At 44.2% G+C, this 13,403-nt stretch carries 11 protein-coding genes and 1 rRNA gene; 8 read left to right on the forward strand and 4 right to left on the reverse strand.

The annotated features are described in order from the left end of the window. The first annotated feature begins 147 nt into the window (after positions 1-147). The 3 genes from rrf to T426_RS0114910 all read left to right on the forward strand — a co-directional run bounded on the left by rrf (position 148) and on the right by T426_RS0114910 (position 4,086). Positions 148-258 (forward strand): 5S ribosomal RNA (rrf, locus tag T426_RS0114900). A 318-nt stretch (positions 259-576) separates the two neighbouring features. Then, a complete protein-coding gene (locus tag T426_RS0114905) occupies positions 577-2,595 on the forward strand; it encodes a putative porin (protein WP_027585909.1) in 2,019 nt (672 codons plus the stop codon). A gap of 48 nt (positions 2,596-2,643) precedes the next feature. After that, entirely contained in the window at positions 2,644-4,086 is a 1,443-nt protein-coding gene (locus T426_RS0114910; RefSeq protein ID WP_027585910.1) for an MltF family protein, read from the forward strand. Here T426_RS0114910 and T426_RS0114915 read toward each other — a convergent pair. Genes T426_RS0114915 through T426_RS23880 form a run of 3 tightly spaced genes read right to left on the reverse strand, consistent with a single transcriptional unit; the run spans position 4,073 to position 7,059 of the window. Beyond that, positions 4,073-4,714, reverse strand: a complete 642-nt coding sequence (locus T426_RS0114915) for an NUDIX hydrolase (protein WP_051569001.1) — start codon at positions 4,712-4,714, stop codon at positions 4,073-4,075. The genes T426_RS0114910 and T426_RS0114915 overlap by 14 nt on opposite strands. A 43-nt stretch (positions 4,715-4,757) precedes the next feature. Continuing rightward, the gene (locus T426_RS0114920) at positions 4,758-6,023 is read right to left on the reverse strand and encodes an ABC transporter permease (RefSeq protein ID WP_199898664.1); all 1,266 of its coding nucleotides are present in this window, start codon (positions 6,021-6,023) and stop codon (positions 4,758-4,760) included. Between the two features lie 43 nt (positions 6,024-6,066). Continuing rightward, complete coding sequence (locus T426_RS23880; protein ID WP_025865351.1) at positions 6,067-7,059, reverse strand: lysylphosphatidylglycerol synthase transmembrane domain-containing protein; 993 nt, start codon at positions 7,057-7,059, stop codon at positions 6,067-6,069. A 163-nt stretch (positions 7,060-7,222) separates the two neighbouring features. Here T426_RS23880 and rsmA point away from each other — a divergent pair, with 163 nt between their 5' ends. Further along, entirely contained in the window at positions 7,223-8,005 is a 783-nt protein-coding gene (rsmA, locus tag T426_RS0114930; protein ID WP_027585912.1) for a 16S rRNA (adenine(1518)-N(6)/adenine(1519)-N(6))-dimethyltransferase RsmA, read from the forward strand. Here the strand turns inward: rsmA and T426_RS0114935 are convergent, their stop codons facing one another. Beyond that, positions 8,006-9,256 (reverse strand): ABC transporter permease, encoded by a 1,251-nt coding sequence (locus T426_RS0114935; RefSeq protein ID WP_025865352.1) that lies wholly within the window; start codon positions 9,254-9,256, stop codon positions 8,006-8,008. It lies immediately after the preceding gene. A gap of 158 nt (positions 9,257-9,414) precedes the next feature. On the opposite strand from T426_RS0114935, the gene purH reads away from it, so the two are divergent. From purH to mreD, 4 genes are read left to right on the forward strand one after another with little or no spacing between them, the layout of a single operon-like run. Beyond that, positions 9,415-10,938 carry a bifunctional phosphoribosylaminoimidazolecarboxamide formyltransferase/IMP cyclohydrolase gene (gene purH / locus T426_RS0114940; RefSeq protein WP_025865353.1) on the forward strand — a complete coding sequence of 508 codons (1,524 nt, stop codon included), beginning with the start codon at positions 9,415-9,417 and terminating at the stop codon, positions 10,936-10,938. 38 nt (positions 10,939-10,976) lie between these two features. Further along, positions 10,977-11,999 (forward strand): rod shape-determining protein, encoded by a 1,023-nt coding sequence (locus T426_RS0114945; RefSeq protein ID WP_025865354.1) that lies wholly within the window; start codon positions 10,977-10,979, stop codon positions 11,997-11,999. Between the two features lie 55 nt (positions 12,000-12,054). Further along, complete coding sequence (gene mreC, locus T426_RS0114950; RefSeq protein ID WP_025865355.1) at positions 12,055-12,888, forward strand: rod shape-determining protein MreC; 834 nt, start codon at positions 12,055-12,057, stop codon at positions 12,886-12,888. Further along, a complete protein-coding gene (gene mreD / locus T426_RS0114955; RefSeq protein ID WP_027585913.1) occupies positions 12,878-13,384 on the forward strand; it encodes a rod shape-determining protein MreD in 507 nt (168 codons plus the stop codon). Before mreC ends, mreD begins: the two co-directional genes overlap by 11 nt. Positions 13,385-13,403 lie beyond the last annotated feature (19 nt).

Here is a 13,403-nt window from a genome sequence, read left to right on the forward strand (position 1 = left end):
TTTTCTTCCAGGGTTCATGTCAGTAAATCAGGGGACAAGTAAAAAGGCAAAAGTGAGAAGTAAGAATAGTTTCTAAACACTAAAAAGCTGATACTTGGCACTGTTTTACAACAAGATATTGTATAGCTGAAAAGCAAGCTGAAAACTTTAGGTGGCTATAGCGACGGGGCCCCACCTCTTCCCATTCCGAACAGAGAAGTTAAGCCCGCCAGCGCCGATGGTACTGCAGAAATGTGGGAGAGTAGGTCGCCGCTTATTTTACACAAAGCCCGGTTCCTGTATTGGAGTCGGGCTTTTTTGCGTCAGCAAAGTTTTCAGACCAGAAGAAATATTATGCAGTTGTATGGGATTTCAGTTATTAACAATAATTAATACGTGGGTTGGTTCGGTTTATCGTTGGTAAAGGATAAACTACCAGCTAGTTACTAAGTTGTTGGTTTAACGATAGTTTAATAAAACGGCAAGAACTTGTATTAACTGGGATTACAGGATGTTTTCTGCTTGACAGACCATATAACATATGATAAAATGGTCACGGAGTAACGTCACGACGCCGAAATAGCTATCTTTGCGCAGATGAATTTTCAGAGGCAAATAGGACTTTTATTTATCCTGCTGGCGTTAGCCGGTACGGTTAAGGCTCAGCGCGGGATGCCCGAGAATGTGGGAAAACAGCGCTTGCCAGCTAAGGAGGCGAAAAAGGACTCGATAGTTTCGGTTATTCATGTTTACAACCTGGTTGACGGGCTGTCTCGTCCGCAAGAGGTACAGCTCGATACCACATTAACCGACTTTCAGCAATACAATTTAACTTACGAGGATAATATTTCGGTACAAAATCTTGGTAACTATGGCACGGCCTACAAAACCAATCAATTCTTCAACCGAAAGAATTATTCCGATTTTATTTTTTTGAATAATCATGGAGCCTACGGCGTTTGGCCGAAAACCAATGATTATTATAACACCACTACTCCGTATACGCTTTTGCAGTATGGACAATGGTTTAGCAACCGGCCTAATGGGGAAACCTGGTTGGATGTTCTACACACGCAAAACGTATCTCCTGAATTTAACTTTGGTATCCATTACGGGTCAATCGGTTCGCAGGGAAAATATTTGAACGCCGAGGCTAAGAGTAATAATCTTAGTATGTTTCTCAGTTATAATGGTCCCAAATATGACCTGTGGTTTACATTTGGCCATAATTCATTTAAAAATCAGGAAAGTGGTGGATTACTTCGCCCCACTGATATTGCAAATCCTGATCTGAAGCCTGAAAATATGCCTGTATGGCTCGACGGAGCCAATTCGAAGATGCAGAGTCTTTACGGAAGCCTGTCTCACCAGTTCAAGGTGGGGAGCTGGAAGGAAGTGAAAGAAGGTGATGAGATGTTCCAAAAATTCATCCCTCGTGTAGCTTTTATGCATACCATCGATTTTGCCGATAGTAAGCGGACATTCACTGAATCGGATCCCAATCCATATTTTGTATTCAGTAATCCGGTTGATACGGTTTATTTTTATGGAACCAATCATCAGCCGTTAATTAACGACGTGGCAGGTACCACTTCCGATCCGGCTACTAAAGATATGGCCGGCGAGACTCGGGTGACCAATACCTTCCGGATGAAGGTGCTGGAATCAGCCGACCGGAAATATTCATTCGGGAAGCAAGCCTTCATCGGTAACGACTTAATTAAAGTTTATTACCCTACGAAAGGGACTGACAATACTGTGGGTTTAACCCAATCGCATAACCTCACGAACACCTACATCGGTGGTGCGTTGTACCGTACCGAAGGAAAGTTCTGGAGCTGGAATGCTTTTGGAAAATACTACATACAAGGATATAAATTTGGTGATTTTGACCTTAGCGGTTATATCGAAAAGCCCATTCGCACCAAGCGTGATACTTCGGTGCTCCATATTTACGGAAGAATGCAAAATGTGACGCCCGATTATTTCTTGCAGCATTACTTCTCGAATCATTACGAATGGGACAATAACTTCGATAGAACCTATAACCTATCAGTGGGCGGATATTATGACAATCCGCATTGGCATCTGACCACTGGTGCTGACTATCGTATCGTTAATAACTACGTTTATTTTAACGAAAACGCTGTTCCCGGGCAGGCGAGCTCGGAGTTCTCTGTCATGCAGGCCTATCTGGCCAAAGAATTTGTGGCAGGAGGACTACATTTTTATAACAAGCTTGTTTATCAATGGACTACTACTGATAAATATCTTCATCTCCCGGAGATTATGTTCCGGAACCGTACCTATTATCAAACGCTGGTTTCGCAGGTTTTGCATGTTCAAATCGGGTTTGATTTTCATTATGAAACCAGCTATTATGCCGATAATTACAATCCGGCTACTGGTATGTTTTATATTCAGAATACCGAAAAAATCGGTAACTACCCCTGGCTCGACGCCTTTATCAATCTTAAACTGAAACGTACCCGGTTCTATCTGAAATATTCGAACCTGGGTGAAAAGTTTATGGACGGAGGTTATTACAGAACCCCGTCTTATCCTGAACAGATTGCAACCTTGTCCTTTGGAGTTGCCTGGTCGTTCTACGACTAGACTTCCCGACATTTGGTGCGTTTGCAATTATTCCCTTACATTTAGCTTATGAGAATCAGAAGATACATATTTCTTCTCTTTGCTGTTTTCTCTCTATTGGTCATTTCATGTGAGCAGGCTACGGCTCCTACACGTGCCGATGATGATCATATCCCACAAAAGACAAATGAATTGGACAGGGTCCTGAAAGATGGGAAACTGAAAGCAGTTGTTGACTATAATTCAACCAACTATTTCGTATACCGTGGTCGTCCGATGGGTTTTCAGTACGAATTGCTGAAAGCTCTGGCTAAGAACATGGGCGTGACTTTGGAAATTAATGTGCGGAATAACCTCGAAGAGACTTTCAACGACCTGAATGCCGGTCGGGTGGATCTCGTTGCCAAAAATCTGACGATTACAAAAGAACGGAATCAAATCGTTTCGTTCACTTATCCCCTGGGACAAACGCGTCAGGTTTTGGTTCAGCGCAAGCCCAAAGACTGGCGGCAGATGACGGAAGAGCAGATCGACCAACATTTGGTCCGGAATCAGTTGGACCTTGCCGGGAAAACGGTTTATGTACAGCAAAACACCGCTTATGCTGAGCGTATGCGTAGCCTTTCGGACGAAATTGGTGCTGAAATCAATTTAAAAGAAGACTCGGTGTACGGCGTGGAACAATTAGTTGCCATGGTAGCTGAAGGAAAAATCGATTATACGGTTTGTGACGAGAACGTTGGAAAAGTAAACGAGGGCTACTACCCTAACCTCGACGTGAAGACTCCGGTAAGTTTTCCACAGTATCTGGCCTGGGCGGTTCGAAAGAATGCTCCGTCGCTGAAGAAATACATTGATAAGTGGATAAAAGATTTCCGGAAAACCGATGATTACCGGAAGCTGTACAACAAGTATTTCCGCAATCCGCGCACCGCATCCATCGTACAAAGTAATTATTATTCACTTAACGGGAACCAGCTTTCCCGCTACGATTCCATTATTAAGGTTGACAGCCGGAAGATTCATTGGGACTGGCGTTTAGTAGCATCAATCATATACCAGGAATCGCGCTTCGACCCACATGCCGAATCATGGGCCGGTGCTGTTGGCTTGATGCAGTTGATGCCGGAAACAGCCGAGTGGTTCAATGTAGATGACATGATGGATCCGAAACAGAATATCTACGGAGGAACGCAAATGCTCTCGTGGCTCGACAACTATTTTTCCGATGATATTCCGGATAAGACCGAACGGTTGAAATTTGTACTGGCTTCCTACAACGTTGGATTGGGGCACGTGCTTGACGCTCGTCGTTTAGCCCGGAAATATGGCAAGGACCCGAATATTTGGGACGGCAATGTCGACTACTTCCTGTTGCATAAATCGGTAGCTAAATATTACAAAGATCCGCTTGTTAAATGGGGATATTGTCGCGGAGAAGAACCGTATAAATACGTGAAAGAAGTTTGGGAACGGTACCTGCATTACCGGAACCTGGTTAAGGAGTCCTGACAGGCATCTGTTTCAGCACCTCCCGGAATTCTGAGAAAATCATCGCGGTTGCGCCCCAAATGATGTGCCCGTTAAAGCGGAAACAGGGAACTTCCCTGGAACCACTCCGGGTTTCAATTTGGGTCGTTTGAATGGCGTCTGGAGCCAGCAGTTTCTTTATGGGAACCAGTATCAAATCATCTACTTCGGTTTGATTAATCTGGAAATTAGGCTTTGAATCGCTCCAACCAACGACCGGCGAAATAAAGAAATTGCTGACCGGAACATACAACGGGCTTAATCGTCCCAATATGTCGATATCAGAAGGTATTACGCCAACTTCCTCCTGTGATTCCCGAAGGGCTGTGGCAATCAAATCGGGGTCCTGATCTTCTTGTCTTCCTCCCGGGAAGGAGATTTGACCGGCATGATTTTTCATGGTTTCCGGTCGCCGGATGAAGCAAGTGTAAAGCTGTCCGTTATCCGGGAATAACGTCAGCAAAACGCCACTTTGGTTAACCGACAAATCACTGGTGACAGGCTTTAACTTTCGTCCGGCCGGAAGCAGCATCTGATGTGCTTTTTCTCCCGGAAGGGAATGCGAAAGCGCAAAACGGAGATAGGATTGTATGTGAATAAAGTCTGTCATAATTTGCCGCTGAATTTACGAACTTCCTGCCGGAGGTTACTCATCAATCGAAACGAATGGCTTTATCGGGAGTAATGCGGGAAATATACCACGATGGAATAACCAGCATTGACACGGTAATGACCAGTGTTCCGATATTCAGTAAAACAAAATGAAGCAGTTTTAAGTTGATAGGAACCGTGTTAACATAGTAGGAAGTTGGGTCGAGCTTGATGATACCAAACTGTGCCTGCAGAAAACAAATCAGCAAGCCAATAATGTTTCCCCATAGCATTCCTTTCCCGATAAGGAAAGTCGAGAGGTAAAGAAATACTTTTCGAACACTCATATTCTCGGTTCCCAAAGCTTTCATAACACCAATCATGTTGGTCCGTTCCAGAATGAGAATTAACAATCCCGATACCATATTGAAACCGGCGACAATTAAAATCAATCCCAAAATCACCCAAACGTTCATGTCGAGGAGATTCAGCCAGTCGAAAATCTGGGGATATTTTAATTTGATACTCACGGTGCGTAAAACCGGTAAATTTTTCTGGTCCTCATATCTCAACGTCAGGTTGCGGACTTCCTGTGTCATTCGGTCAATTTGGTCGAAATTATTCAGCGAAACTTCAAAACCACTCACCTGGTCACTCGTCCAGTTGTTTAAGCGTTGAATGTGTTTGATGTCAGCCAGAATGAATAGCCGGTCAAACTCTTCGAGGCTGGTTTTGTATATGCCCGTAATTTTGAAACGCCGCATTCGTGGAGCGCTTGAAACATCGTTCAGAAAATACATGAATAACGGATCGCCCAGCTTGAGTTTTAGTAAGTCGGCAAGTTGCTCTGAAATAATAACATCGTCGGTGCGAACCGAATCGTTAACATGAAATATTTTGCCTTTCACCATGTTCTGGCGGAAGAAACTCCAGTCAAAATCGGGACCGACTCCTTTCAGCACTACGCCCTGAATTTCTTTTTTTGTTTTAATGATACCCGGTTTGGTGGCAAACATTTGCACATGCCTGACATCGGGCATGCCCCGCAACGAGTCGAGCCAGGGCTGCTGTTTGGGAACGGGCTTGGTTTCGTACGATGAATTGGAATCGTAGTTCACTACCTGTATATCCGAACCAAAGCCAATCACTTTCTTGCGAATTTGGGATTTGAAACCAGTGACAATCGCTACGGAAAGAATCATCACAATTAATCCCAATGCTATACCAATGATCGCAAATGAGACAATGGACCGCGAAAATCGTTTTTTTCCTTCTCGGGTCGAGAAAATCCGTCGTGCTATAAAAAGTTCTGTGTTGATTCTGGACACGGGGTAATGATTTTGCGTAAAGGTAGCGAAAAATTCTCCGGTGCTACGCCCGGTGGCGGTTACGGTTAATGAACGGCAATGCCCAAAGAGAAATCAGGCCGATAACCAGCATCATGGAGGTTTGGGCTGCATGCACTAAAAAGGCGAAAATAACCCCGTTGCTTTTAGCCACTCCGTAAAGTGCTAATCCTTCAATGGTCATTACGTGCCATGCGCCAATGCCACCCTGAACAGGGGCGACCATGCCGTAACTTCCTAACACAAATACGGTCATTCCTGCCAAAATTGGAAGATCGCGCGTGAATTCAAAACTCTGGAATGAAACATAGCTCATCAGGAAATACATAGCCCAGATAAAGAAGGTGTGAAAAACAAATGCTCCCTTGTTATCCATACTTTTGAATGAGCGGAATCCTTCTCCAAAGCTGCTTAAAACGTCGTTGAGTTTCTTTGCTGCCGGTAGATGTCCGTATTTCTTCCGGAAGATGATAAGGGCTGCAATTCCAAAAATAACGGCTCCAATTAATACAGGTGATGTTACCACAGATACAACTTTATCTTCCACTTCTGGGTTGTGATGGAGGAAGAGCAGCATTTTATCGAACTGGGTAACAAATACAAACAACGTGAGCAGCAGTAGCATGATAACATCCACGAATCGCTCGAGAACGACCGTTCCCAGCAATTTCGGCATGGAAATCTTTTCATATTTCGATAGCGCACCGCAACGCGAAACCTCTCCCAGGCGTGGAAGGGCCAGGTTCATCAGGTAGCCGGTCATAACTGAGAAAAAGGTGTTCAGGAATCCTGGTTTTTTTCCCAGTGGTTTAATCAGAATCACCCAGCGCAGGGTTCGGCTAATATGGCTCAAAAGCCCCAGAAACAGCGAAAGCCATATCCAGCTATAATTCACGTTATTTTTCAGCACCGATTTGATGCGGTCAACATCCTGACCACGGTAAACCAGCCAGAAGAGAAATACACCTAATGCCAGAAATATAAGTGCCTTGGCTATATCGAGTAATTTTTTTTTCAAAGCGAATCAAGTTTTTGGATGGGCAAATTACTTTGGTAATCTACCATCTTCTTCAGACGAAAGCCGCTGAATTTTTGTACTTTTGGACTTCTTTTTAAGTTGAGCAAATTTAGTTTTTTTCGGGAAACAGAACACATTTAGTCTAAGTCTTGATAACGCAAATATGACAGTAAGGGCAAAGAAAAACCTGGGACAGCATTTTCTTACGGACAAAAATATTGCCCATGAGATTGTTAATAGCCTCCAGAGAAAGGATGTTAAACAAGTGCTGGAGGTAGGGCCGGGTATGGGCGTACTAACGCAGTTTTTACTGGAAGACAAAGACTTGCAGACGTATGTGGTCGAGATTGATCGCGAGTCGGTTGCCTACCTTCACGAGCATTTTCCGGAGCTTGGAGACCGCGTGATTTCAGGCGATTTCCTGAAAATGAATTTAGCAGAACATCTTCCTGCGCCTTTTTCCCTTATTGGAAATTTCCCGTATAATATTTCATCCCAGATTTTTTTCAGGGTACTGGAATACCGTAACCAGATTCCCGAGGTGGTGGGGATGTTACAAAAAGAGGTAGCCGAACGGATTGCCGCCGGGCCGGGAAGTAAAACCTATGGAATATTGAGTGTATTGCTTCAGACCTGGTACGATATCGAGTATCTTTTTACGGTGCATGAACATGTCTTTTCACCACCACCCAAAGTGAAATCGGCTGTTATCCGGTTAACCCGGAATAAAGTCGAATCGCTCGAGTGTGATGAGAAATTGATGTTCACTATCGTGAAACAGTCCTTTAATCAGCGGCGAAAAACGTTACGAAACAGTTTGAAGGGACTTGTTCCGGAAATCGATAAGGTCGATAAAGTCTTACTATCGAAGCGGCCCGAACAGCTCTCCGTTCAGGAATTCGTTGCCTTGACTCGTGAAATAGAAAAGGTACTTCACGCTAAATAATTAAATGGTATTGATGGCTTCTACCGGGTCGAGGCTGGAAGCTTTTCTTGCCGGTAGCATCCCCGCTACCACTCCGATGGTTGCCGAGATAAAAATTCCGGTGAAGATATTTCCCAGTGTCAGCGAGAGATTAAAGGAGGACATATGGCTGACGAGCACCGAGCCGGCATATACGATTAGAAGGCCAATCGCTCCTCCCATGACAGAAAGAACCACCGATTCAAACAGGAACTCCAGCATGATGAAATAATTCTTCGCGCCCAGCGATTTTTGAATACCAATAATTTTGGTGCGCTCCCGCACCGAAACAAACATGATATTGGCAATGCCGAAACCTCCTACCAGGATAGCAAATCCTCCAATAATCCATCCTGCCAGGTTGAATACCTTGAAGAAATTATCGAGCTGTCCGGAAATCAGACTGACTTCATTCAAGGCAAAATCATTCTCTTCGCTTGGTTTGAGCCGCCGGATGGAACGCATCACTCCCTCCAGATCGTCGCGAAGCCGTTGCGCCGAAACGCCTTCTTTCCCTTTTACAATAATGCTTTGCCCCATGTCGCGATGAATATCGACCATGCGGGCTGCAAATTTGATGGGAAGTAGAACCCGTTTATCCATGCTGGTACCAAACATGTCTTCCCCCATCTTCGTAAAAACCCCGATGATGAAAATTTTGTACCCCTGTATTTTGATGGTTTTACCAATCGGATTTTCATTCGGGAAAAGTTGCGATGCCACATCGGCTCCCAACATGCCGAGGTTTCGGGCCGAATTCATTTCAATTTCGGAGAATGCCCGTCCCCGGGCAACGTCCAGCGACCAAATGTGAATTAAGCCCGGCGAGGTTCCCATGATTTGCACATTCTCGGCACTGTTTCTGCCCACTTGTACGGTGCGCTGAAAACCGACATTAAATGACGCGTCCCGGGAGAGTTGCGAGCGCCGCAATATATCTTCTGCTTCCTGCAGTTTGGGAACCGGACGGTTCAGATATTTCCACCATGGATATTCCGTTTCCCCTTCGGGCGGAGCCCACGGCCATTTCTGAATATAAATTACATTGCTGCCCAATGACTCCATACTGTTACGAATGGCCCGTTCCAGCGAATCAATCACGGTGAAAACCGATATGATACAGAAGATGCCAATTGTAATGCCTAAAAGCGACAGGAATGTTCGCAGTTTGTTTACGATCAGTGCATTGTACGCAAAGCGAAAACTTTCGAGTATGAGTTTGAGTAAAAGCATAGCGTTTAATGGTTGTTTAAAGGTAGGAATAATTTGAAAAGAGAACTTTGCTCGCTTTTGTTTTTATGTTTATTGAAAATATTATAAATCAATTTATAAAAGGCCTGAAAACTTACGGCTTTTTATTAACTTTGCGGGTAAAAGTTAAATAATTATAAATGAGCGGCTTAAAGAAGATAAAATCAGCGTTGGTTTCTGTTTATCACAAAGATAAACTGGATCTCATTGTTAAGAAACTGAATGAGCTGGGGGTTATTATCTACTCAACTGGTGGTACACAAAAGTTTATCAGCGAACTAAATGTTCCGGTAACGGCAGTGGAAGATTTGACCACATATCCTTCTATTTTAGGAGGACGAGTTAAGACACTTCACCCGAAAGTATTCGGTGGAATCCTGGCCCGTAGAGAGAATGACGGAGATAAAAGACAGTTGGAAGAGTATGAGATTCCGGAAATTGATTTGGTAATTGTCGACCTTTACCCTTTTGAGGAAACAGTTGCCACAGGAGCTTCTGAAGCCGATATCATTGAAAAGATTGATATTGGTGGAATTGCGCTGATTAGGGGAGCCGCCAAAAATTTTAATGATGTGTTGATCGTTTCCCACCGCGGTCAGTACGAAGAAGTGCAGGCTTTACTGGATGAAAAAGGCGGCGAAACTTCTCTGGATGATCGGAAAGCTTTTGCAGCACAGGCTTTCGCTACTTCTTCGCATTACGATACAGCTATTTATAATTATTTTGCTGGCGAATGGCCGGAAAAATTCCGGGCTAGCCAGAATGAGTCGAAGTCGTTGCGTTATGGTGAAAACCCGCATCAAAAAGGTGTTTTCTTCGGCAAATTTGATGAAATGTTCGAGCAACTTCACGGCAAGGAGATTTCGTATAACAATTTGCTGGACATCGATGCGGCGGTCAGTTTGATTGATGAATATGACGACACGACTTTTGCCATCCTGAAACACAATAATGCCTGCGGATGTGCCAGCCGCGAAAATCTTGTAACCGCATGGAAAGATGCATTGGCTGGTGATCCGGTATCTGCTTTTGGTGGAATATTAATTACCAACCGGGAGGTAGATGCTGCAACCGCTACCGAAGCAAATAAGATTTTCTTCGAGGTAATTATTGCTCCGTCTTATTCTGCAGAAGCACTCGAAATTCTGGAGAGTAAGAAAAATCGTATTATACTGATTCGGAAAGAAGGTGAGACACCTGATGTTCAGTTCAGGAGTGTGTTGAATGGAGTGATTGTTCAGGAAAAAGATAGAAAACAGGAAGTCGCTGATGAGCTGAAGCCGGTAACGAAAAAAGTACCTACAGCAGAGCAGGTGGAAGATTTATTGTTTGCAAATCGTTTGGTTAAACAATCAAAATCAAATACGATCGTTCTAGCTAAGGGGAAACAACTACTGGCTAGTGGTGTTGGTGAAACTTCCCGTGTGGATGCGCTGAAGCATGCCATCGAAAAAGCAAAATCATTTGGTTTTGATTTGAAAGGCGCTGTTATGGCATCCGATGCGTTCTTTCCGTTTGCCGACTCGGTCGAAATTGCACATAACGAGGGGATCGATTGTGTGATTCAACCGGGAGGATCCATCCGGGATAAGGACTCCGTCGAATTTTGCGATGCGCATGATATGGCGATGGTTGTAACCGGATTCCGGCATTTTAAGCATTGAGTTAGTAAAACAATAAATGAACTAAGACACGTATACGTATGGGCCTATTCTCTTTTCTTACCCAGGAAATTGCCATCGACCTTGGTACGGCCAATACCATCATTATTCATAATGATAAAATTGTTGTTGATGAACCATCGATCGTGACCATCGATATGAAAACCGAAAAAATGGTCGCCATCGGGGAGAAGGCAAGGCAGATGCAGGGGAAAACACACGCGAATCTGAAAACCATCCGTCCGTTGCGCGACGGGGTGATTGCGGATTTTAACGCGGCTGAACAGATGATCAGAGGGATGATTAAAATGATTCATCCGAAAAGCCGTTTGTTTTCACCGGCATTAAAAATGGTAGTTTGTATCCCGTCCGGATCAACCGAGGTGGAGATCAGGGCGGTACGCGACTCGTCGGAGCATGCCGGCGGACGCGAAGTTTATATGATTTACGAACCGATGGCGGCAGCTATTGGTATCGGCCTCGATGTAGAAGCACCCGAGGGAAATATGATTGTCGATATCGGTGGTGGTACTACCGAGATTGCCGTTATTTCGCTTGGCGGAATTGTGACCAACAAGTCCATCCGTATCGCGGGTGACGACCTGACCGGCGACATCATGGAATACATGCGCCACCAGCACAATATCAAGATTGGTGAGCGTACGGCTGAGGAGATTAAAATCAACGTGGGAGCAGCTCTATCCGAGTTGGAGGACCCGCCATCTGATTTTATCATCCAGGGACCGAACCAGATGACGGCATTGCCTATCGAGGTTCCGGTATCTTACCAGGAAATCGCACACTGTCTGGAAAAATCGATTTCGAAGATTGAAACGGCTATTTTGAGTGCGTTGGAGCAAACTCCGCCTGAGTTGTATGCTGATATCGTGAACCGCGGTATTTGGCTGGCCGGTGGAGGAGCCTTGTTGCGCGGACTCGATAAACGCCTGTCCGATAAACTTAATATTCCGTTCCATATTGCTGAAGACCCGTTGCGGGCTGTTGCCAGAGGAACAGGAATTGCACTGAAGAATGTGGACAAATTCTCATTCCTTCTTCGTTAACATGAAATAAAATTAACGCAGACCAGGGAGGAGTATATTCCTCCCTTTTTTGCCTATGAGGAATTTACTACGTTTTCTGGCTAAGTATCATGCCGTATTTTTATTCGTATTTCTGGAGGTGTTGTCCATCACGATGATAGTGAAGTACAACAATTATCAGCATGTCAAATTTTTGAACTCAAGTAATCGGGTAACCGGAGGTATATACAACGGTTATTGGGGCGTTGCACAGTATTTTTCCTTGAAGGAGCTCAACAACGAACTGGCCGAAGAGAATGCCAAGTTGCGTTCGGAACTGATGCGTGAAGAACTATCGAAAATCGGAAACGATGCTCCGCAACACGATTCCTTGTACCGCCAGAATTTCTTCTTCATCACCGCCAAAGTGATTAATAATTCGGTAAACAGGGCCCACAATTATATTCTGCTGAATAAAGGTTCGAGGCATGGAATTAAACCTGATATGGGGGTTGTATCAAGCGATGGTGTTGTAGGTGTGGTTACTAATGTATCGAAGAATTACAGTACCGTCATTTCCATCCTGAATAACCGGTTGAAGATTAGTGCCAAGATTAAGCGTAACAATTATTTTGGTTCGCTTACCTGGGATGGTGGTGATTACCGGAAAGCTGAACTTGACGAAATTCCTTTTCACGTGGATGTGGCTAAAGGGGACACCATTGTGACCAGCGGTTATTCGGCCATCTTCCCGGAAGGATTGATGCTGGGAACCGTTTCCGATTATTCACTACAGGGAGGAAGTAATTTCTACAAAATTACGGTTAACCTGTCTGTGGATTTCAAAAACCTGGTGTATGTGGATGTCATACAGAACAAAACACGTGACGAAATATTGAAGCTCGAATCAACGGACGAAAATGATCAATGATATTCTGAAATACGGCATTATGTACGTGGTGCTGGTCCTGGTTCAGGTCCTGCTCATTAATAACGTGCAATTGGGGGGAATATACTCTCCGTTTATCTACATCCTTTTCATTTTACTGTTGCCGTTCGATACTCCCCGTTACCTTTTGTTGATTTTAGGCTTTTTACTTGGACTGACAATTGATATTTTCTCCAACACCCCGGGAATTCATGCCTCGGCTACGGTGTTTGCAGCCTTTTTACGGCCGGGGGTCTTAATGCTGATTTCGTCCAGAGATAACTATGAACCGGGAAGTGCTCCGCGAATCAGTACCTATGGTTTTGAGTGGTTCCTGAAATATGCAGTTATACTGATTTTGGCGCATAACCTTTTTCTCTTTTTCGCAGAAGCATTTACCCTGCACGGATTATTTCATACATTGCTTAAAGCAATTATCAACTCCTTTTTATCGATAATTTTAATAGTTTTGAGCCAGTATCTGGTATTCCGGAAATAACGTGGTTCGAAATTTAACG

The organism is Prolixibacter bellariivorans ATCC BAA-1284, from assembly GCF_000621705.1.
Classification (GTDB): Bacteria; Bacteroidota; Bacteroidia; order Bacteroidales; family Prolixibacteraceae; genus Prolixibacter; species Prolixibacter bellariivorans.